This is a genomic window from Mediterraneibacter torques (genome assembly GCF_044591705.1).
In the GTDB taxonomy this organism is placed as follows: Bacteria; Bacillota; Clostridia; order Lachnospirales; family Lachnospiraceae; genus Mediterraneibacter; species Mediterraneibacter torques.
This window is the reverse complement of sequence record NZ_CP172594.1, coordinates 2438797-2460724: the sequence shown is the minus strand read 5'-3', so window position 1 is coordinate 2460724 and position 21928 is coordinate 2438797. Positions and strand designations below refer to the sequence as shown.

Genomic DNA, 21928 nt, shown 5'->3' with positions numbered 1-21928 from the left:
GTAATCGCCTGCAATCTCGGGATGTGCCTTTCGGCGCTTCCGATGATTGAAGGTCTCAGGACGCAGTCATTTAAAATCTATAAGGAGGTGCACCTGGACGTGGCAAAAGTTGAATTAAAACAACCGATCGTAGCAGCTATCGCAGAAGACATCAAAGATGCTCAGTCTGTAGTTATCGTTGACTACCGTGGACTTACAGTAGCACAGGATACAGAGCTTCGTAAAAAGCTCAGAGAAGCCGGCGTTACTTACAAAGTATGTAAGAACACAATGATGAAGAGAGCATTTGAAGGAACAGAGTTCGCGGGTCTGGATGAGTATTTAGAAGGACCGAGCGCACTTTGCGTATCTAAGGAAGATGCGACAGCTCCGGCCAGAATTCTTGCAGAGTTTGCTAAGACAGCAGACAAACTTGAGATGAAAGCCGGTGTAATTGAAGGAACTGTATATGATGTAGCCGGATTGAATGAACTGGCTAAGATTCCGTCAAGAGAGGTACTTCTCTCCAAATTGCTCGGAAGCTTGCAGTCACCGATTACAAACTTTGCTCGTGTTATTAAACAGATCGCTGAGAAAGACGGCGAGGCAGCAACAGAGGCTCCGGCCGAAGAAGCGGCAGCAGAGGAGTAAAATACAGATGTGCCGGATATGCGGCGCAATGTAAAAAGGAACAAAATCTGAACCGGAGATCAGAAGAAGAGTCCGGCAGAGTAAATTTAAAAATGGAGGATATCAAAAATGGCTAAAATGACAACAGCTGAAATGATCGAAGCGATCAAAGAGTTATCAGTATTAGAGTTAAATGAATTAGTAAAAGCATGTGAAGAAGAGTTTGGTGTATCTGCAGCAGCAGGCGTTGTAGTTGCAGCAGCAGCAGACGGTGGCGCAGCAGCAGAAGAAAAAGATGAGTTTGACGTAGAACTCGTATCTGCAGGAGCTTCCAAAGTTAAAGTTATCAAAGCAGTTCGCGAGATCACAGGTCTTGGACTGAAAGAAGCAAAAGAGCTTGTTGACAACGCTCCGAAGACACTCAAAGAGGGTGTTTCCAAAGCAGAGGCTGAGGAGATCAAAGCTAAACTTGAGGCAGAAGGTGCAGAAGTTAGCATGAAATAATCGGAGTTTCCGATAACTTTATGAACGTCTTTAAGTAAGACGGTCTTAAGAAAATCAACCGCAGAAGATAAAATGCTTCTGCGGTTCTTTTGTCTTTGTTGTGCGTTTACGTTAAACATCGCCGTTTGTCGAAAAGTGACGCATAATATCATATATGAAGAAAAATGTCAAGAAAAAAATGGGAAATGTTATTGACAACGAAAAGAGCTTTGTGTTATAGTTAAAAATGCACTATTATGGAAAGGTATGCCGTATTAGAAGCGTTATTACTATTACAAGGCTCTTTTCATTTACGCGAAGCAACGTGCCAAAATCTCTGTTTATACGGTGTTTTGGCGACTGCCACGATAACGGGAATAATTGAGATGCAAGAGAAGTCCCGTTTGTAAAGATTCAGGTCATTCGATGTTGTCCGACAAAGGAGATGCGGACAACGAAAGAGGAATGATTGAAAAAATGATAGAGGAGTGAAACGTCAATGGAGAAAAACAGAATCCGTCCCATTAAAACCGGAAAAAGTTTCCGCATGAGTTACTCACGGCAGAAAGAAGTATTGGAGATGCCTAACCTCATTGAAGTTCAAAAAGATTCCTATCAATGGTTTCTTGACGAAGGACTCAAAGAGGTGTTCGACGATATTTCCCCGATCGCTGATTACAGCGGACACTTAAGTCTGGAATTCGTAGATTTCACACTTTGCGAGGACGATGTGAAATATACGATCGATGAGTGTAAAGAGCGCGATGCGACTTATGCTGCTCCCTTAAAAGTGAGAGTCCGTCTCCACAATAAAGAGACTGATGAGATTAACGAGCATGAGATTTTTATGGGAGATCTTCCGCTGATGACAAAGACGGGTACATTTGTTATCAACGGTGCAGAGCGTGTTATCGTCAGTCAGCTCGTGCGTTCTCCGGGAATTTATTATGGCATTGCTCATGATAAACTCGGAAAGAAACTGTACTCATCTACAGTGATCCCAAACCGAGGCGCATGGCTTGAATATGAGACAGACTCCAACGACGTTTTTTATGTGCGCGTCGATCGTACAAGAAAAGTTCCGATCACAGTGCTGATCCGTGCACTTGGTATCGGAACGAATGCAGAGATTGTTGATCTTTTCGGTGAAGAGCCGAAGATCCTTGCAAGCTTTACAAAGGACACTGCGGAGAGTTATCAGGAAGGTCTTTTGGAACTGTACAAGAAGATCCGCCCGGGCGAGCCGCTTGCAGTAGACAGCGCGGAAAGTCTGATCAACAGCATGTTCTTTGATCCGAGAAGATATGATCTCGCAAAGGTTGGACGTTATAAATTCAATAAGAAACTGATGCTGAAAAACCGTATTGCAGGCTGCATACTTGCAGAGGATGCGGTGAGTCAGCTTACGGGAGAGATAGTTGCTGAAAAAGGTACGAAGATTACTCGTGAACTTGCAGATAAGATCCAGAACAATGCCGTTCCTTATCTGTGGGTAGAAGGTGAAGATGAAGAGAGAAACATCAAGATCCTTTCTAATATGATGGTAGATTTTCAGGCTGTTACAGATATCGATCCTGAAGAAGTAGGTGTTACGGAGCAGGTATATTATCCGGTTTTGGCGGGAATTATCGAAGAGTCCGCAGGAGACATCGAAGAGATGAAAGCGTTGATCAAACGTGACATTCACGATTTGATCCCGAAGCATATTACAAAAGAGGACATCCTCGCGTCCATCAACTATAATATGCATCTTGAATATGGCATGGGAACGGATGATGACATTGACCATTTGGGTAACCGCCGTATCCGCGCAGTAGGAGAATTGCTCCAGAATCAGTACAGAATCGGTCTTTCAAGATTAGAAAGAGTTGTCCGTGAGCGTATGACGACACAGGATCAGGAAGGAATTTCCCCGCAGTCACTGATCAATATCAAACCGGTGACGGCAGCGGTGAAAGAGTTCTTCGGTTCTTCTCAGTTGTCTCAGTTTATGGATCAGAACAACCCGCTTGGAGAGCTGACACATAAGAGACGTCTTTCCGCACTTGGACCGGGAGGTCTTTCCAGAGATCGCGCCGGATTCGAGGTTCGAGACGTACATTATTCACACTATGGAAGAATGTGTCCGATCGAGACGCCTGAAGGTCCGAACATCGGTCTGATCAACTCTTTGGCAACATATGCGCGAATTAATCAGTATGGATTTGTTGAAGCGCCATATCGTTGGATTGATAAGTCTGATCCGGAAAATCCGGTCGTTACAGAAAAAGTTGTTTATATGACAGCTGACGAAGAAGACAATTATCATGTGGCACAGGCGAATACACCGCTTGATGAAGAAGGCCACTTTATTCATAAAAATGTATCCGGTCGTTACAGAGAGGAAACACAGGAATACGAGAGAAGCAAGTTCGATTACATGGATGTTTCTCCGAAGATGGTATTCTCAGTCGCTACGGCTCTGATTCCGTTCCTTGAAAACGACGATGCCAACCGTGCTCTTATGGGATCGAACATGCAGCGTCAGGCAGTTCCGCTTCTGACGACAGAGGCTCCGGTAGTCGGTACGGGTATGGAAGTAAAAGCTGCCGTTGACTCGGGAGTATGTGTTGTCGCAGAACGGGCGGGAACAGTAGAAAGCTCTACGTCAAAAGAGATCGTTGTCCGCGAAGAAGACGGCAAGAAGACATCTTATAAGCTGACAAAATTCCAGCGAAGCAACCAGAGTAACTGTTACAATCAGCGTCCGATCGTTAATAAAGGCGACGTTGTTGCGGCAGGACAGGTTATTGCAGATGGACCGTCTACATCAGGCGGAGAGATGGCTCTTGGTAAGAACCCGCTCATCGGTTTTATGACATGGGAAGGTTATAACTACGAGGATGCTGTTCTTCTGAGTGAGAGACTTGTACAGGATGATGTTTATACTTCTGTTCATATCGAAGAATATGAGGCAGAGGCAAGAGATACAAAACTCGGACCTGAAGAGATCACGAGAGATATTCCGGGCGTCGGCGATGATGCGTTGAAAGACCTTGATGAGAGAGGAATCATCCGTATCGGTGCGGAAGTGCGCGCCGGAGATATTCTCGTCGGAAAAGTAACTCCGAAAGGAGAGACAGAGCTTACGGCTGAGGAGAGACTTCTCCGTGCGATTTTCGGAGAGAAAGCCCGTGAAGTAAGAGATACATCCTTGAAAGTGCCGCACGGTGAGTATGGTATCGTTGTAGATGCGAAAGTATTTACAAGAGAAAACGGCGACGAGCTTTCACCCGGGGTAAATCAGGCGGTCAGAATTTACATCGCGCAGAAGAGAAAGATATCTGTAGGAGATAAGATGGCCGGACGTCACGGTAACAAGGGTGTCGTTTCCCGTGTGCTTCCGGTAGAGGATATGCCGTTTCTTCCGAACGGGCGCCCGCTGGATATTGTTTTGAATCCGCTTGGTGTGCCGTCTCGTATGAATATCGGACAGGTGCTTGAGATCCACTTGAGTCTTGCGGCGAAAGCTCTTGGATTTAACATTTCTACGCCTGTCTTTGACGGAGCAAACGAGATCGACATTATGGATACTCTTGATCTGGCAAATGATTATGTCAATCTTGAGTGGGAAGAGTTTGAGAAAAAGCATGGACAGGAGCTTCTTCCGGAAGTATTGCAGTACCTGTCTGACAATAGAGAACACAGAAACCTTTGGAAAGGCGTTCCGCTCTCAAGAGACGGTAAAGTGCGTTTGAGAGACGGACGTACAGGTGAGTATTTCGACAGTCCGGTAACAATCGGACACATGCACTACCTGAAACTTCACCATCTTGTAGATGATAAGATCCATGCGCGTTCTACAGGTCCTTACTCCCTCGTTACGCAGCAGCCGCTCGGTGGTAAAGCACAGTTCGGCGGACAGCGTTTCGGAGAGATGGAAGTTTGGGCGCTGGAGGCGTACGGCGCATCTTATACACTGCAGGAGATCCTGACAGTGAAGTCCGACGACGTTGTAGGTCGTGTGAAGACTTACGAGGCGATCATCAAAGGAGAAAATATACCGGAACCGGGTATTCCGGAGTCATTTAAGGTGCTTTTAAAAGAGCTTCAGTCTCTTGCGTTGGATGTGCGTGTCCTGCGTGATGACAATACAGAAGTAGAGATTATGGAGAACGTAGATTACGGCGAGACAGATCTGCGTCACATTATCGAAGGAGACAGAAAGTACCGTGATGAGAATGAATCTTTCGGTGATCACGGATTTAGTGAGAAGGAGTTTGTAGGCGAGGAACTCGAGGATGTTGAACCTGAGGAAGAGCCGGATGATGATGCCCCGGTGGACATTGAGTTTGACGAGTATTCCGATTATGAGGAAGAATAAGAGGAGGATCCAAATATATGCCAAACAATAATGAACAACAATATCAACCGTTAACATTTGACGCGATCAAGATCGGTCTGGCTTCACCGGAAAAGATCATGGAATGGTCAAGAGGTGAGGTTACAAAGCCGGAGACGATCAACTACAGAACATTAAAACCGGAAAAAGACGGACTGTTCTGTGAGAGAATCTTCGGACCGAGCAAAGACTGGGAGTGTCATTGTGGAAAATATAAAAAGATCCGTTACAAAGGTGTTGTTTGTGACCGATGCGGCGTCGAGGTTACAAAGGCAAGTGTGCGTCGTGAGCGTATGGGGCATATCGCCCTTGCCGCTCCGGTGTCTCATATCTGGTATTTCAAGGGAATTCCGAGCCGTATGGGATTGATCCTTGATATCTCTCCGAGAACATTGGAAAGAGTGCTTTACTTTGCTTCATACATTGTTCTCGACAAAGGAGAGACGGATCTTCAGTATAAACAGATTCTCTCTGAGACAGAGTATCAGGAACAGAAAGAGAAGTGGGGCAGCGGCTCATTCCGCGTAGGCATGGGAGCCGAGGCAATCAAAGAACTTCTGGAAAGCATCGATCTTGAAAAAGAATATGCAGAACTTCAGGCAGGGTTGGAAAATGCGACAGGTCAAAAGAGAGCGAGAATCGTGAAACGCCTTGAAGTTGTTGAGGCGTTCCGTGAGTCGGGCAACCGTCCGGAATGGATGATCCTTTCTGCAATTCCGGTTATTCCGCCGGATCTTCGTCCTATGGTACAGCTTGACGGAGGCCGTTTTGCGACAAGTGATTTGAATGATCTGTACAGAAGAATCATTAACAGAAACAATCGTCTGAAAAGACTGCTTGAGCTTGGAGCGCCGGACATTATCGTAAGAAACGAAAAACGTATGCTTCAAGAAGCGGTAGACGCTTTGATCGACAACGGACGCCGTGGACGTCCGGTTACAGGCCCGGGAAACAGAGCGCTGAAATCACTTTCAGATATGCTGAAAGGTAAATCCGGACGTTTCCGTCAGAACCTGCTTGGAAAACGTGTCGACTATTCGGGACGTTCCGTTATCGTCGTAGGACCGGAACTTAAGATTTATCAGTGCGGTCTTCCGAAAGAGATGGCAATCGAACTGTTTAAACCGTTTGTTATGAAAGAACTTGTGGCAAACGGAACAGCACATAATATAAAAAATGCAAAGAAAATGGTAGAGAGACTTCAGCCGGAAGTTTGGGATGTTCTTGAGGAAGTGATCAAGGAACATCCGGTTATGCTTAACCGCGCCCCCACGCTTCACAGACTCGGTATCCAGGCATTTGAGCCGATTCTTGTAGAAGGTAAGGCAATCAAGCTCCATCCGCTCGTTTGTACAGCGTACAATGCCGACTTCGACGGTGACCAGATGGCGGTACACGTTCCGCTGTCACAGGAAGCTCAGGCAGAGTGCCGTTTCTTGCTTCTTTCACCGAACAACCTGCTGAAACCGTCCGACGGAGGACCGGTGGCGGTTCCTTCACAGGATATGGTTCTCGGTATTTATTATCTGACGCAGGAAAGACCGGGAGTAAAGGGCGAAGGAATGTTCTTTAAGAGCATGAGCGAAGCAATTCTTGCATATGAGAACGGATATATTACGCTCCACTCGCGAATCAAAGTTCGTGTAACTAGAATGATGCCGGACGGAACTGAGAAGACAGGAACGATCGATGCGACACTCGGACGTCTTTTGTTTAATGAGATTATTCCGCAGGATCTTGGATTCGTAGATCGAGAGGTAGAAGGAAACGAGCTGCTTCTCGAGGTTGATTTCCATGTCGGAAAGAAACAGTTGAAACAGATTCTTGAAAAAGTAATCAATACTCACGGAGCAACACAAACAGCGGAAGTGCTTGACAATGTAAAGGCAATCGGATACAAATTCTCTACAAGAGCGGCTATGACTGTATCAATTTCAGATATGACGGTGCCGCCGCAGAAACCTCAGATGATCGAGGAAGCACAGAATACCGTAGATAAAATCACAAAGAATTACAAACGTGGTCTTATAACAGAAGAAGAGCGTTATAAAGAAGTTGTCGAAACTTGGAAAGCAACCGATGATAAGCTGACAGAGGCTCTGCTGACAGGTCTTGATAAATATAATAACATCTTTATGATGGCTGACTCCGGAGCCCGTGGATCTGATAAGCAGATCAAGCAGCTTGCAGGTATGCGTGGACTTATGGCAGATACGACAGGACGTACGATCGAGTTGCCTATCAAATCAAACTTCCGTGAAGGTCTTGACGTACTTGAATATTTCATGTCTGCTCATGGTGCTCGTAAAGGTCTGTCAGATACGGCTCTTCGTACAGCCGATTCAGGTTACCTGACGAGACGTCTTGTAGACGTATCTCAGGAATTGATTATCCATGATTCTGATTGTGCAGAAGAAGGAAAAGAGATTCCGGGAATGTATGTATCTGCATTTATGGATGGAAATGAAGAGATTGAGAGCCTTCAGGAGCGTATTACAGGACGCTATTCCTGTGAGGACATCAAAGATAAAGACGGAAATGTACTCGTAAAAGCAAACCACATGATCACACCGCGCCGCGCGGAACGCGTTATGAAAAAAGGCGTGGATGAGAACGGCGAGTCACTGAAGAAAGTGAAGATCCGTACGATCCTTACATGTAAATGTAAGAACGGCGTATGTGCAAAATGTTACGGAGCAAACATGGCGACAGGAGAAGCGGTTCAGGTCGGAGAAGCAGTTGGTATTGTGGCTGCCCAGTCGATCGGTGAGCCGGGAACACAGCTTACAATGCGTACGTTCCATACAGGAGGAGTTGCCGGTGACGATATCACACAGGGTCTTCCGCGTGTCGAGGAGCTTTTCGAGGCGAGAAAGCCGAAAGGTCTTGCGATCATCACGGAATTTGCCGGACGCGCAATGATTTCCGACACGAAGAAGAAACGTGAGATCATCGTTACAAATGATGAGACAGGCGAATCAAAGGCGTATTTGATCCCGTACGGTTCTCGTATTAAAATACAGGACGGCGTGATGCTTGAAGCCGGAGACGAACTGACGGAAGGTAGTGTAAATCCGCATGATATTCTGAAGATCAAAGGTCTTAGAGCCGTTCAGGATTATATGCTTCAGGAAGTGCAGAGAGTATACCGTCTGCAGGGTGTTGAGATCAACGATAAGCATATCGAGGTTATCGTTCGCCAGATGTTGAAGAAAGTCCGCATCGAAGAGAAGGGTGATACAGAATTCCTTCCGGGAACAATGGTTGACGTTCTTGAATTCAATGAAGTAAACGAGCGTCTTGAAGAAGAAGGAAAAGAGCCGGCTATAGGCGAGCAGATCATGCTTGGTATTACGAAAGCTTCACTTGCTACAGATTCCTTCCTTTCAGCCGCATCTTTCCAGGAAACAACGAAAGTTCTTACCGAAGCGGCAATCAAAGGAAAAGTCGATCATCTTGTCGGTCTGAAAGAAAACGTAATTATCGGTAAACATATTCCGGCGGGTACGGGTATGAAAAAATATCGTGACGTAGCGTTAAATACAGATGCCAGAGCAGAAGCGATGCTGGCAGAGGAACTTGAAACTGAAGAGAGCGCAGAAGGAGAGAATGCAGAAGCGGAAAACGCTGAGGCAGTAAGCGCAGATGCAGTAAATGAAAGTTTGGAAAACGAAGAGACAGCGTTGACGGATGAAGTGATGGATACAGAAGAAGCAGATGATGAAGAGGCTTTTGTCACAGAAGAATAAAAGATCATTGTTCTGCTAAGCAAGAAAGTGCAAGAATAATAAACAAGAAAGACAAAGAATAAGATAAAATAAAAACTCCGTATACAGATTCGGGATAAAACCCGGTGACGTATACGGAGTTTTTTGTTCAGCTCTGTAAAAAACATGCATAAGATAAGAAAATCATTGATTTTATTTAATCATAAAGAGAAGCTCCGAATCGAATTTTTCGATAAATCTTCAGAAAAATTATGACAGGAAGGCTGATCAGAATGTAGAGTGTAGAAAAAACTCCGACAGAGCCTCCGATTAGCATAAGTAAAATTAAACCGATATTCATTGTAGGTCACTCCTTAAAATAAATTTTGCGGTTTTACACAAAAAAATAATTTTCTGTGCAAAACAAATGAAATAAAAACAAATCAGTCTCTATTTTAAAGGAGCAAAGTGTAAAATGGAATAAAGCGGCAAAAACCTTAGCGGGTTTTTAACATTTACTCATCTTCATCTTCAGCCATACGATAGCCGACTCCGACTTCGGTAAAAATGTATTGAGGCTGTGCGGGATCTTCTTCGATTTTTCGGCGGATATTGGCCATGTTGACACGAAGAATCTTATTGTCATTATCAGCGTAAGGTCCCCATACATTTGAAAGAATCGATGCATATGTAATGACTTTTCCGGAATTTTGCGCCAGATATGCTACAATCTTATATTCGATCGGAGTCAGATGGACAGCATTGCCGCGAATCGTGAGCAGCCGTTTGGAAAAGTCAAGTATTAAATCCTTATGTCGGTAAGGACGGATATAGAAGGTGCTGTCAGTGAGCAGACGATTGCTGTGTCTGAGGGAAGCGCGGATCCGTGCAAGAAGCTCGGAAGTTCCGAATGGTTTTGTAATATAATCATCAGCACCCAGATCAAGAGCCGCAACCTTTTCCCGTTCGGCAGTGCGGGCGGAAATAACGATGATCGGAGTACTTGCCCATGTACGGACGTTCCGGATAATAGAACAGCCGTCCATGTCCGGAAGTCCCAGATCAAGAAGGATAAGATCCGGGCATCGGGAACGGATCATTTCCAGTCCTTGCTTACCGGTATCGGCATAAAGAACCTGATAGTCATGACGTTTTAAAACCTTTCCCATGAAAGTTTGTATATTTTTTTCATCTTCAATGATTAAGACTGAAAATTTAGGCATTTGCTTCAACCTCCTTTTCTTTTGGAAGTGTAAAAATAAATTCGGCGCCGTGTTTGTGATTGACAGCGGTTAATTTCCCTCCATGAGCTTCTATGATCGTCTTACAGATTGACAGACCGATTCCGATTCCTTTATGGTGGTCTGAATTTTTTCCGGAACTGCGCTGACCTTCAAATATATAAGGAAGCTGTTCGGGATCGATTCCCTTTCCGTAGTCACGGACAGAAAAAGAAACACACTCTTTTGTCTGTGTAATGATCAGATCGATCTCTTCCGTACTTTCAGAATGAACGGAAGCATTTTCCAGAAGATTAATGAGAACCTGTTCGATTAATGTGGCGTCCATGGGAATCATAAGAAAATCATTCGGCATATGGACTTTGATACGGACGTCCGAAAGCCGTTTTCTGAGCCGTTGTATAGCCTCTGAAACGACTTCTTCGACGACTTCCGGAGACTTCTTCACTTTGTCTTGAGAGTTGTTGTCTATGCGCGTGATCGTAAGAAGATTCTCGACCATATTCAGCAGCCATTCAGAATCCTCTTTAATATTTGATACAAGTTCGGTTCGTTCATATTCGGTCATATCTGATCCGTTTTCCAAATAAGAAGAGGAAGAGCCGATAATACTTGTGAGTGGTGTTCGCAGATCATGTGATACGGCACGTAAAAGATTTGCACGCAGTTTTTCTTTATCAGCTTCTGCCAGCGCTTTTTCTCGTTCCGCAGCGGCTTTTTGATGTTGTTTTAAAGAAGTTGTTGTTGCGCTTGTGATTAGTGTGATCGCGAGCATCCCGATAAACGTGACAGGATATCCGTCCAATGAAAAATTAAATTTAAAAAATGGATAAGAAAAAAGGAAATTAACGGCGATGACGCAGAATAAAGAGGCGACAATGCCGTATACATATCCGGACGTCTTAAGAGCGGTCAAAATGAGCGCAAGCGTATAGATCACAGTGATGTTTGCTGAATTTTTATTTCCTAAGTGAAAGAAACAAAAAGAAACAGCAGTCGCAGTGAAGAGCATGAAAGCTGTAAATAGTGTGTCAGAAATCGTTTTTTTTCGTTCTGTTTTGTTGTTTTGTCTGTTCATAGTAATTTATTCGCTTAAAGTATGAAAAAAGCATGGAGAGCGGTCTTAGACCGGCTCTCCGTTTTTGTATTTCTGAAGAACATGCTGGATTCTTTCGTTCGGACTTAAAATAGAACTAAGAGATCCGTCATGATTCAATGTATCGATGATAAGAGCAATATATTTGCTCATATCACAGTTGATGTAATATGGTTTAGACAAAAGCTCCGGTGTCTGGTAGATCAGGTTTGTCGTAAGGATACCGTGAATAATACCGTCTTCATATGCTTTGTCGAATTTCTCCATACCGTTTGTAAACAGACCGAATGTAGCCGCAGCGAAAATCCGGTTTGCTTTACGCTGTTTCAGTTCCGTAGCGACATCTATGATGCTGTCTCCTGAAGAAATCATATCGTCGATGATGATGACATCTTTTCCCTCTACGGAAGAGCCAAGGAATTCATGAGCAACGATCGGATTACGTCCGTCTACAATCTTTGTGTAATCGCGGCGTTTATAGAACATACCCATGTCAAGGCCAAGTACGTTGGCAAGATATACGGCACGGTTTGTTCCGCCCTCGTCAGGACTGATCGCCATCATATGATCTGCGTCGATCTGTAAGTCTTTGACATTGCGCAGAAGCCCTTTTATAAACTGATATGTCGGAGAAACTGTTTCAAATCCGCTCAGCGGGATCGCATTTTGTACACGTGGGTCATGAGCGTCAAAAGTAATGATGTTTTCAACTCCCATGCGTACAAGTTCCTGCAAAGCAAGAGCGCAGTCGAGTGATTCACGGGAACTTCTTTTGTGCTGACGGCTCTCATATAAAAACGGCATGATAACATTGATACGTCGTCCTTTTCCGCCAATGGCAGCGATAATTCTCTTTAAGTTCTGGAAATGATCGTCAGGAGACATGTGATTTGTCTTTCCCGCAAGAGAGTAAGTAATGCTGTAATTACATACATCTACCATAAGATACAGATCTTTTCCGCGAACGGACTCTCCGAGAACTCCTTTTGCTTCTCCTGAGCCAAAGCGCGGAACGCGGGCATCAAGAAGATAAGAATCTTTTTCATATCCCGAAAATGCAATATCGTCGCGAAAAGCATTTCCGCTTTCGTGTCTCCATTTTACAAGATAGTCATCTACTTTCTTTCCCAGTTCTTCACATCCCGTGAGGGAAATAAGACCAAGACTTCCTACCGGAATATTTTCCAAAATTCGTTCTGTTCGGCGTAACATTAATGTACCTCCCTATTTTTTAATTTTTTCTTGATTCGTATATCATCACCGATTATCTTTAACAATGCATAGCTGCTTGTGATTCTCGAGAAAGAGCGCTCGGTATAAAGATTGGCAAGCGATTCAAGAGAAAGATTTGTTGAGATGATCGTTGATTTCTTGTGAATGAGACGTTCGTTGATACATGTAAAAAACTGTGCGGCAATGAACGCATTTGTGTACTCGCTTCCAAGATCATCAATGATCAGAAGATCACAGTTGAATATATAGTCATTCATATTTTTTGAATCGACGTCATTGCGGTCAAATTTTGTCTGCGTAAGTACACTGAAAAGCTGCGGCGCCGAGAAATAGAGAACCGAAAATTCACGTTCCATGATTTCGCGGGCGATACAGGTGGAAAGGAAAGTCTTTCCGACTCCGACGCTCCCATAGAAAAAGAGATTGTTGAATTCCTTTCCGAAGTTATTTATAAAGCGATGGCATATATTTAATGTCTCTTCCATCATAGCGCGGGCGTTTTTTCCCGTTGTTTTATCATACTGGGAAGCCGGATAAAAATCAAGGTCAAAATAGTCGAAAGATGCTTCTGTCGGAAATTCTTTGATATTGGACTGTTCATATAAAAGCTCAATAACGGAGCGTTTGAAACAGTGACATTTTTCGTTTCCGATATATCCGGTGTCCATGCAGTCGGGACAATCGTAGATCGGTTCCAGATAATCTTTGGGAAATCCGGCAGAAGTAAGAAGGTTCTTTTTGTTCTGCCGCAGGATTGCAAGCTCTTCTTTGAGAGAAGACAATGCTTTCGGATCGCCGTTTAGCATTTTTTTGCCATACTGCACTGAAAGGATGGAAATCGATTCATCCAGTGATTTGAATTCCGGAAGTTTTTTGTAAACTTCTTCATAACGCTTCATTTGAAGATCGTGATTTTTCAATCTGGTTTGTTCGTACTCCCGCATCAGTGCATAATATTGTGAATTTTTAAGTGCCATGGAGATACTCCTTCTACTTGCCGTCTGGCTCAATGATAATCGTTTTGTTAATTGCTTTTCAGCAGTTGTTCTTCAAGTGATTCCATATCGTAACTGCGGCGCTCAAAATTGTTCAGATTCTTTGTTACAGGTTTTTGCCGCGCGGCAGTTCTTACGGCAGAGGTCTGTTTCTGATGAGCTTCGTCAAGCGCCGAGATCTCTTTTAAGTGACGGATATTGTGTTCATGCCACTTTGTCAGAATAGAATCGGCATATTCAAAGCTCGGCTGGTGTGTAGAGGTAATCGTGCGTCTGCACGCCTCTGCGATAATGTCAGAGGAAAATGCATACTGCTCAGACCATTTTTTGATAAATTCAAGTTCTGAGGCAGCAGGTCCTCTGCCTTTGATACCGAACGCATTCAGTACAGTGTAGCAGCTTCTGGAATAGAGCATAGACTGCTCTTTTGCCTGAGAGACTGTCTCGATTCCTTCTTCGACCCATGAAAAAGCGACCTTTTTGATATAGTGGATGCTTTTATGTCCGTTTTCTACACAAGATTCGATCAAATACTCAATCAGATCTGCCGACATATGCAGTGTATCATAAAAATAAGTAATTGTCTCCATTTCAGTATGTGTTAATGTTTTTCCCAAATATTGTTCTGCAATAAAGAGGAGAGATTTTATTTCTTTTTGTGCCCGAAATTCGTCAATAGCGACGGCTTTTTGAATGGATGCATTTGAAGCGGATGCTGTCTGGCGTGAAGCTGTGTGCAGCCCTTCTTTATTATGTATAGAGTGAACCGGATCTGTCAGACCTGCAGATAAAGAAATATCTGACTGAGGCTGAGAAGGAAGATTCCGGTCGGACACATTTTGTATCGTGGAGCGGACAGTCTGCGGCGCAATGCCTCCGGCAGGAGAATCGGTATTCCGGGACGCGGGAGGAGTCCATGCACATGCAAAACTTTGCAGTTCGAGAGATGTGATTTTTCCGTCCGCCGCATATTCTGATCGGAGCAGTCCTTCGGATTCCCAATATCTAAGCGCCCGCAAGATGTCTTTTTCCGTATTGTTGAGACAATCTGCAATCATAGAAAGTGTCAGCGCAGGATTGTCGTCTTCGGCATGCCGCAGAAGAAAAAGATATACTTTTATAAATTCGCCGTTGGCATTGACCATGTAATTGTCGATAAAATCGTTTGGCAGCAGCGTCGCGTTTGTCTGAAATTTATTTTTTAATGTCAGTGTTTTCATACTTACTCCATCCTGTTTCATTATTCTTAAGTGTTTTGTGAAGGTCAAAGCGGCGCTGCCGCGTTTTTCCCGGTTCAGCCCGCGCCAATCGCAAACGCGTCCTGCGGACTCAAAGCGGCGCTGCCGCGGTTTGCTCATGAAAAAGCGCTCGCCGTATAGGGAGTCTCCCAGTTCAGCCCGCGCCAATCGCAAACGCGTCCTGCAGACTCAAAGCGGCGCTGCCGCGGTTTGCTCATGAAAAGGCGCTCGCCGTATAGGGAGTCTCCCAGTTCAGCCCGCGCCAATCGCAAACACGTCCTGCGGACTCAAAGCGGCGCTGCCGCGGTTTGCTCATGAAAAGGCGCTCACTCCATCTCGGTACTTGTTCGCAAAGTCATACGAGTATGACTTATGCTTACAAGCACGGAGATGGGCTGAACTGGGGTTAACAAAAAGCGGACATGGAATCCGCTTTTGTCAGGTGTTTCTTATATAGTATCATTTTACTGCCGGGTAAAAAAGGGCTTTTTTGTTGGTAACTTGCTCTTTTTTGTAGATAACTATGTGGAGAACTTAAAAATAGCTTCTACGATGTTTGTTTTAGCAGATTTTCACCGATTGTAACAACGTCTCCGGCTCCCATTGTGATGAGCAGATCACCGGGACGGCAGTTTTCTTTCAGGAATGCTTCGATCTGTGCAAAGCTTGGGAAGTAGTGCGTATCTGTTCCGAGTTTTTCGGTTTCTTTCGCCAGATCTGCCGAGGAGATGCCGAGAGTATCTGTTTCTCTTGCAGCAAAGATATCGGCAAGTACGAGGTGGTCTGCATGAGAGAGCGCCTCTGCGAATTCATGGAAGAACGCTTTTGTCCTTGTATAAGTATGAGGTTGGAATACACACCACACACTGTTGTGCAAAGAGTGCTGCGCTGCTTTTAATGTGGCAAGAATCTCTGTCGGATGGTGTGCATAATCATCAATAACAGTTACTCCGTTAAATTCCCCTTTATATTCAAAACGGCGGTCTGTTCCTGTAAAAGACAACAATCCTCTCTTAGTGATATCTATAGAAAGACCAAGAATATCAGCAACGGCAATGGCGGACAGAGCGTTTGAAACATTATGGTCGCCTGTTACCGACAACTGGATATGATCCGCATATTCACCGCGGCGGAACAAGTCAAATGCGACATGTCCGTTTTCGTCATAAGTAATATTTTTCGCGCTGTAATCAAAACATCCGTTTGTTCCGTATGTCACGACATTGCAGGAAAGACCTTCGTATATCTCGGCATAATCTTTAATCTCGGCATTGATAATAAGAGTTCCGTCTTCAGGAAGCAGTTCCGCAAACTGATGAAATGAATGACGAATATCTTCCAGATCTTTGAAGAAATCGAGGTGATCCTCTTCGATATTAAGGATTACGCTGATTTTTGGGAAGAAATGAAGAAAACTGTTCGTATATTCACATGCTTCCGTAATAAACGTACCTGAATTTCCGACACGGATATTTCCTCCGATCGCCTTCAAAATACCTCCGACTGAAATCGTCGGGTCGAGATCTCCTTCCAGTAAAATATGAGAGATCATGGACGTTGTCGTTGTTTTCCCGTGAGTTCCGGAAACTGCGATCGGCGTATCGTAGTTTTTCATAAGCTGTCCGAGCAGTTCTGCGCGGGTCAGCATCGGAATTTTCAGCGCAACTGCTTCGATCAGTTCAGGATTATTTCGATTGATTGCCGCAGTGTAAACGACACAACCGATATCCCGTGTGATATTTTCCACTTTCTGACCATAGATAATATGAGCGCCTTCAGAAACCAGTTTCTTCGTTAAAGGAGATTCCTTTGTGTCGGAGCCGGATACAGTGAATCCTTCTTTTAAAAGGATTTCCGCAAGTCCGCTCATGCTGATACCGCCGATTCCTATAAAATGGATATGGATCGGTTCGTTAAAATCAATTTTATACATAATGCTTCCTCTTTTCTTTCACCTAAATGGGTTGAAAGTAACAGTTTCGTCTGCGCCATTCGTAAAATCGCGCTGTATAGCTGAACTGTTACAATTAAAATGCACCGTTATTTTTATGTGTAACAATCGTTTTTTAAAAATTAGTCATAAAATATCATAACCTACTATATTATACTATATATGCAAAAAATTGAAAGAAGTTCTTTTTGTGCGAAATAAACAAAAAGTTAAAAATGTTAAAGAAAAAATTGTAAAAAATGATTGGATAAACATGAAAATATGATATAATAAATATATCTAACTAGAAATGAGGTGACGTAATGTTTAAAAAAGAGATGATTGCAATGCTTTTAGCAGGCGGGCAGGGCAGTCGATTGGGGGTTCTTACAGCAAAAGTTGCAAAACCTGCCGTAGCATTTGGCGGAAAATACCGTATTATCGACTTTCCGCTGAGTAACTGTATTAATTCAGGAATTGATACAGTAGGAGTGCTGACTCAGTACCAGCCGCTGAGGCTGAATACTCATATCGGAATAGGAATTCCGTGGGATTTAGACAGAAATGTCGGAGGTGTATCGATACTTCCTCCTTATGAGAAGAGTTCTAACAGTGAATGGTACACCGGTACGGCAAACGCGATTTATCAGAATCTTGATTATATGGAGACGTATAATCCGGATTATGTTCTTATTCTTTCAGGCGACCATATTTACAAAATGGATTACGAAGTGATGCTTGATTTTCACAAAGCGAATCATGCGGATGTGACGATCGCGGCAATGCCTGTTCCGATTGAAGAGGCGAGCCGGTTCGGCATCGTTGTTACTGATCATGAGAGCAGGATTAAAGAGTTTGAAGAAAAACCGGAAAAACCAAGCAGTAATCTGGCGTCGATGGGTATTTATATCTTTAGCTGGCCGGTGTTAAAAGAAGCTCTTATCAAGTTGAAAGATCAACCGAATTGTGATTTCGGAAAACATATTATTCCGTATTGTCACGACAAAGGGGACAGGCTTTTTGCATATGAATATAACGGTTATTGGAAAGACGTAGGAACATTGAGTTCGTACTGGGAAGCCAATATGGAACTGATTGATATTATCCCTGAATTTAATTTATATGAAGAATTCTGGAAGATCTATACGAACAGCGCGAATATCCCACCTCAGTATATTGCGCAGGACGGAGTGGTAGATCGGTGTATTATCAGCAACGGAACAGAGGTGTACGGGGAACTGCATAATTCGGTTTTAGGCGGAAGAGTGCGCGTCGGAAAGGGAAGTGTCGTTCGTGATTCGATTATTATGCAGGGAGTAACGATTGGAGAGAACTGTGTGATAGACAGGGCGATCATAGCAGAAGATACGGTAATCGGAGATAATGTTGTGATCGGAATCGGAAGCGATGTGCCGAACAAGATGAAACCGAACATTTACAGTGGAGGACTTGCTACGATCGGCGAGAACTCTGTGATTCCGTCAAACGTGCAGATCGGAAAAAATACTGCGATCAGCGGAGTGACAGCGGCGGAAGATTATGAGGACGGCGTACTTGCAAGCGGCGAAACCTTGATAAAGGCAGGTGAGAGAGTATGAGAGCAGTAGGACTTATTTTGGCAGGAGGAAACAGCAGGAAGATGCGCGAGCTGACTGCAAAAAGAGCGGTGGCTGCGATGCCGGTAGCGGGAAGCTATCGTGCGATTGATTTTGTACTCAGCAATATGACAAATTCTCATATTCAGAAAGTTGCCGTGCTGACACAGTACAATGCCAGATCGCTGAACGAGCATCTGAACTCATCAAAATGGTGGGATTTCGGAAGGAAACAGGGAGGATTGTTCGTGTTCACGCCTACGATTACGGCTGACAACGGATATTGGTACAGAGGAACGGCAGATGCCATTTACCAGAATCTGGATTTCCTGAAAAAATGTCATGAACCATATGTGATCATTACTTCTGGTGATGCGGTTTATAAGCTGGATTATAATAAAGTGCTTGAGTATCATATTGCGAAGAAAGCAGACATAACGGTTGTGTGCAAGGATCTTGAACCGGGAGAAGATGCCACGAGATTTGGAACGGTTCGCATGAATGAAGAATCAAGGATCGAAGAGTTTGAAGAAAAGCCGATGGTGGCTCATTCGCATACGATTTCAACAGGAATTTATGTTCTCCGCAGAAGACAACTGATCGATCTGATCGAGCATTGTGCGGAAGATGAAAGACATGATTTTGTAAACGATATTTTGATTCGTTATAAAAATCTGAAAAAAATATACGGATATAAGATCAACAGTTATTGGAATAATATCTCAACGGTAGATGCGTATTATAAGACAAATATGGATTTCCTGAAACCGGAAGTAAGAAACTACTTTTTCAGAGAGCTTCCAAGCGTATATTCAAAGGTAAGCGATCAGCCGCCTGCAAAATATAATCCGGGCGCAGTTGTGAAAAACAGTCTTATCGGAAGCGGAAGCATCGTAAACGGAACGATTGAAAATTCCGTTATCTTTAAAAAAGTATTTGTCGGTAATAATTGTGTGATCAAAAATTCAATTATATTGAATGATGTATATCTGGGAGATAATACATATATCGAAAATTGTATCGTAGAGAGCAGGGATACAATAAGAGCGAATACAAGATACGTCGGAGAAAACGGCGTAAAAGTTGTAGTAGAGAAAAATGAGCGTTACGCATTGTAAAAAAGCGGCGTAATACTCCGAAAAGGCAGAAAAGAAAGGAGATCTGAACCTATGCAGATCACAGATGTACGAGTGCGAAAAGTTGCGAAAGAGGGAAAATTAAAAGCGGTTGTATCCATTACGATCGACGATGAATTTGTTGTTCATGACATTAAAGTTATAGAAGGAGAGAAAGGAATGTTCATTGCCATGCCAAGTAAAAAAGCAATGGACGGTGAGTACAGAGATATTGCACATCCGATCAATTCTAATACGAGAGAACGGATTCAGTCTATGATTTTAGAAAAATATGAGCAGGCATTAGCAGAAGAGCCGGATGGGGAAAATCCATAGATAATGTATGATAGATACCTGATAATATGAAATATAAAACGTACCCTAATAAAAGAAAACGCATATCAAGAAGCGTGTCGGATCATTAGGGTACGTTTTAGTTTTATTTATTGGCTGACGATGACTGTTTGATAACCGGCGCTTCGCAGCCGACGTTCTGTTTCTGCCGCATCGTGAAGTGTGGGGAAAACGCCTACCATGACTCGGTATAATCCGTTTCCCTCGACGACAGAGGCAGGAAAGTCAAGTTCGGACAACTCCCGGCGGAGTTGTTCGGCATACAGGGGATTACGAAATGCGCCTGTTTGAACTGTGTAGCGAGGCGGAAGAGGAACGACAGGAACGTTGTCTTCATCAGGAAAGGCATCATCAGGATATGTGTTTTCATCAGGCAGCGGAGCGACCGGAGCTTCATTTTCATCCGGAAGAGGAACAACAGGGGTATTGATGCCGAGTGTATCGAGGATGCCTTCAGCTATGGCAAGGGCGATATCGCTGAAGTTATCGTCAAAGAGCATGTTGTCCGTGTCAGAATTGATAAATCCGACTTCGACAAGAACCGCAGGCATTTTTGTGCGTCGGAGGACAACGAGCCCGGGGCGGGCTTTTACTCCGAGATTTACAAAACCGATCCCCTCAAGTTGTTCGTTTATATTTTCCGCCATCTCCAGTTTAATGCCGGATTTGTCGTAGACAAGAGATTCGACTCCCGAGACAGCGTTATCTTGCGGAAAAGAATTACGATGGATAGAGATGAAAAAATCGACTCCGGCTTCATTTGCTTCCATTGCCTTTTGATAAGGCGACTCGTAAATATCTGTCGTGCGTGTATAGAGAACATCGATTCCCCGCTCCTGCAGAATCTGTCCGATGGCAAGTGTAAGAGAAAGTGTATCGATCTTTTCCTGTCTTCCGTTGTATACAGCTCCCGGATCGCGTCCCCCATGTCCGGCGTCAAGCATGATTGAGTACGGCAAAGTAATATCCTCCTGAATTTTTTATCTGATCTATATAAAATATGCGCTCAGATAAGTAATGTTACAAAATGGATCAATCCCGGAATGTGCCTTTTGGTACTTTCGGGATTGATCCATTTTGTGCTTTGTTTATAAAAATCCGCCGTCAATGCCTATAATCTGTGCGGTGAGATAGGCGGGACTTTCGGCAAGGGCAAGGACTGTCCTTGCAACTTCTTCACAAGTTCCGAATCTGCCGGCGGGAATTTCTTCGCAAAGCATATTTTTTTCTTCTTCATTTAAGCGGGAGTTCATATCTGTGTCAATGACGCCGCAGGCAACGGCGTTTACCGAAATGCCGCTTGGCGCAAGCTCTTTTGCCAAAGCTTTTGTCAGGCCGTGGAGTCCTGATTTGGAAGCAGAATAAGCGGCTTCACAGGAAGCGCCCGCCGTTCCCCACATGGAAGAAATATTGATGATTTTCCCGCATTTTTCAGATACCATATGAGGGATAGCTTCTCTGCAGCAGTAAAATGCAGAAGAAAGGTTTGTGTCGATCAGATTTTTCCATTCCGAGTCGGAAAGATCGCTTAATAAGCCGAAATGGGAAATTCCGGCATTGTTGACGAGGACATCAACGCCTTGGCAGACTTTTTTTATTTTGCAAAATATGCTGCGGACAACGTCGGGATCGCTTACATCGCCGGGGAGAGCTGTGCAGCCGCCGCCGGAAGCAAGAATTTCATGTTCGGTTTCAGCCAGTTGTTCGACTGAGTTTTTACAATTTATAAATACATGATAACCGTTTTTGGCAAAGGCGACGGCGCAGGCGCGCCCTATTCCTCTGGAAGATCCGGTGATAAGGACATATTTTTTCTTCATTGTTTTCGTACCTTTCAAAATAATTGATTGTCAGAGAACAGTATATCAGGAAAAATTAAGAGGCGCAAATGAGGAAAAGCTGAACGTCGTAATTGTCTTGTACTTAGATTACGGTTGTGCTAAAATTTATA

15 protein-coding genes are annotated in these 21928 nt (G+C 43.9%); 7 read left to right on the top strand and 8 right to left on the bottom strand.

Annotation, left to right across the window (positions count from 1 at the left end; genetic code table 11):
• The first annotated feature begins 99 nt into the window (after positions 1 to 99).
• The 4 genes from rplJ to rpoC all read left to right on the top strand — a co-directional run bounded on the left by rplJ (position 100) and on the right by rpoC (position 9222).
• Positions 100 to 630 (top strand): 50S ribosomal protein L10, encoded by a 531-nt coding sequence (gene rplJ / locus ACH9UM_RS11500; protein WP_009243037.1) that lies wholly within the window; start codon positions 100 to 102, stop codon positions 628 to 630.
• 108 nt (positions 631 to 738) lie between these two features.
• Positions 739 to 1113 carry a 50S ribosomal protein L7/L12 gene (rplL, locus tag ACH9UM_RS11495; protein ID WP_004846905.1) on the top strand — a complete coding sequence of 125 codons (375 nt, stop codon included), beginning with the start codon at positions 739 to 741 and terminating at the stop codon, positions 1111 to 1113.
• A gap of 478 nt (positions 1114 to 1591) precedes the next feature.
• Positions 1592 to 5455, top strand: coding sequence for a DNA-directed RNA polymerase subunit beta (locus ACH9UM_RS11490; protein WP_009243036.1), 3864 nt, complete (start codon positions 1592 to 1594; stop codon positions 5453 to 5455).
• A 17-nt stretch (positions 5456 to 5472) separates the two neighbouring features.
• Complete coding sequence (rpoC, locus tag ACH9UM_RS11485; protein ID WP_009243035.1) at positions 5473 to 9222, top strand: DNA-directed RNA polymerase subunit beta'; 3750 nt, start codon at positions 5473 to 5475, stop codon at positions 9220 to 9222.
• 473 nt (positions 9223 to 9695) lie between these two features.
• On the opposite strand, the gene ACH9UM_RS11480 is transcribed toward rpoC, so the two are convergent.
• The 6 genes from ACH9UM_RS11480 to murC all read right to left on the bottom strand — a co-directional run bounded on the left by ACH9UM_RS11480 (position 9696) and on the right by murC (position 16916).
• Positions 9696 to 10403, bottom strand: a complete 708-nt coding sequence (locus ACH9UM_RS11480) for a response regulator (RefSeq protein ID WP_278918843.1) — start codon at positions 10401 to 10403, stop codon at positions 9696 to 9698.
• The gene (locus tag ACH9UM_RS11475) at positions 10396 to 11499 is read right to left on the bottom strand and encodes an ATP-binding protein (protein ID WP_004846890.1); all 1104 of its coding nucleotides are present in this window, start codon (positions 11497 to 11499) and stop codon (positions 10396 to 10398) included. The genes ACH9UM_RS11480 and ACH9UM_RS11475 overlap by 8 nt, the downstream gene beginning before the upstream one ends.
• 45 nt (positions 11500 to 11544) lie before the next feature.
• Positions 11545 to 12729, bottom strand: coding sequence for a ribose-phosphate pyrophosphokinase (locus tag ACH9UM_RS11470; RefSeq protein ID WP_004846887.1), 1185 nt, complete (start codon positions 12727 to 12729; stop codon positions 11545 to 11547).
• A complete protein-coding gene (locus ACH9UM_RS11465) occupies positions 12729 to 13727 on the bottom strand; it encodes an ATP-binding protein (protein ID WP_004846885.1) in 999 nt (332 codons plus the stop codon). The genes ACH9UM_RS11470 and ACH9UM_RS11465 overlap by 1 nt, the downstream gene beginning before the upstream one ends.
• 47 nt (positions 13728 to 13774) lie before the next feature.
• A complete protein-coding gene (locus ACH9UM_RS11460; protein ID WP_187305819.1) occupies positions 13775 to 14965 on the bottom strand; it encodes a DnaD domain protein in 1191 nt (396 codons plus the stop codon).
• A gap of 565 nt (positions 14966 to 15530) precedes the next feature.
• Positions 15531 to 16916: a UDP-N-acetylmuramate--L-alanine ligase gene (gene murC / locus ACH9UM_RS11455; RefSeq protein ID WP_055158716.1), complete on the bottom strand. Its 1386-nt coding sequence runs from the start codon at positions 16914 to 16916 to the stop codon at positions 15531 to 15533.
• 320 nt (positions 16917 to 17236) lie between these two features.
• On the opposite strand from murC, the gene ACH9UM_RS11450 reads away from it, so the two are divergent.
• The 3 genes from ACH9UM_RS11450 to spoVG are packed head-to-tail and all read left to right on the top strand — an operon-like array spanning position 17237 to position 19959.
• Positions 17237 to 18511: a glucose-1-phosphate adenylyltransferase gene (locus tag ACH9UM_RS11450; protein WP_004846879.1), complete on the top strand. Its 1275-nt coding sequence runs from the start codon at positions 17237 to 17239 to the stop codon at positions 18509 to 18511.
• The gene (gene glgD, locus ACH9UM_RS11445; RefSeq protein WP_009243029.1) at positions 18508 to 19626 is read left to right on the top strand and encodes a glucose-1-phosphate adenylyltransferase subunit GlgD; all 1119 of its coding nucleotides are present in this window, start codon (positions 18508 to 18510) and stop codon (positions 19624 to 19626) included. The genes ACH9UM_RS11450 and glgD overlap by 4 nt, the downstream gene beginning before the upstream one ends.
• Positions 19627 to 19677: 51 nt before the next feature.
• Positions 19678 to 19959: a septation regulator SpoVG gene (spoVG, locus tag ACH9UM_RS11440; protein ID WP_004846875.1), complete on the top strand. Its 282-nt coding sequence runs from the start codon at positions 19678 to 19680 to the stop codon at positions 19957 to 19959.
• A gap of 107 nt (positions 19960 to 20066) precedes the next feature.
• Here the strand turns inward: spoVG and ACH9UM_RS11435 are convergent, their stop codons facing one another.
• Together ACH9UM_RS11435 and ymfI are read right to left on the bottom strand one after the other, a co-directional pair.
• Positions 20067 to 20936: an N-acetylmuramoyl-L-alanine amidase gene (locus ACH9UM_RS11435; RefSeq protein WP_350308062.1), complete on the bottom strand. Its 870-nt coding sequence runs from the start codon at positions 20934 to 20936 to the stop codon at positions 20067 to 20069.
• 129 nt (positions 20937 to 21065) lie between these two features.
• Positions 21066 to 21797, bottom strand: coding sequence for an elongation factor P 5-aminopentanone reductase (gene ymfI / locus ACH9UM_RS11430; protein ID WP_004846869.1), 732 nt, complete (start codon positions 21795 to 21797; stop codon positions 21066 to 21068).
• Positions 21798 to 21928: the final 131 nt, after the last annotated feature.

Bases quoted from the DNA above. Each gene is read 5' to 3' on its own strand.
- rplL (WP_004846905.1), top strand. From the start codon at position 739: ATGGCTAAAATGACAACAGCTGAAATGATCGAAGCGATCAAAGAGTTA.
- ACH9UM_RS11490 (WP_009243036.1), top strand. From the start codon at position 1,592: ATGGAGAAAAACAGAATCCGTCCCATTAAAACCGGAAAAAGTTTCCGC.
- rpoC (WP_009243035.1), top strand. From the start codon at position 5,473: ATGCCAAACAATAATGAACAACAATATCAACCGTTAACATTTGACGCG.
- ACH9UM_RS11480 (WP_278918843.1), bottom strand. From the start codon at position 10,403: ATGCCTAAATTTTCAGTCTTAATCATTGAAGATGAAAAAAATATACAA.
- ACH9UM_RS11475 (WP_004846890.1), bottom strand. From the start codon at position 11,499: ATGAACAGACAAAACAACAAAACAGAACGAAAAAAAACGATTTCTGAC.
- ACH9UM_RS11470 (WP_004846887.1), bottom strand. From the start codon at position 12,729: ATGTTACGCCGAACAGAACGAATTTTGGAAAATATTCCGGTAGGAAGT.
- ACH9UM_RS11465 (WP_004846885.1), bottom strand. From the start codon at position 13,727: ATGGCACTTAAAAATTCACAATATTATGCACTGATGCGGGAGTACGAA.
- ACH9UM_RS11460 (WP_187305819.1), bottom strand. From the start codon at position 14,965: ATGAAAACACTGACATTAAAAAATAAATTTCAGACAAACGCGACGCTG.
- murC (WP_055158716.1), bottom strand. From the start codon at position 16,916: ATGTATAAAATTGATTTTAACGAACCGATCCATATCCATTTTATAGGA.
- ACH9UM_RS11450 (WP_004846879.1), top strand. From the start codon at position 17,237: ATGTTTAAAAAAGAGATGATTGCAATGCTTTTAGCAGGCGGGCAGGGC.
- glgD (WP_009243029.1), top strand. From the start codon at position 18,508: ATGAGAGCAGTAGGACTTATTTTGGCAGGAGGAAACAGCAGGAAGATG.
- spoVG (WP_004846875.1), top strand. From the start codon at position 19,678: ATGCAGATCACAGATGTACGAGTGCGAAAAGTTGCGAAAGAGGGAAAA.
- ymfI (WP_004846869.1), bottom strand. From the start codon at position 21,797: ATGAAGAAAAAATATGTCCTTATCACCGGATCTTCCAGAGGAATAGGG.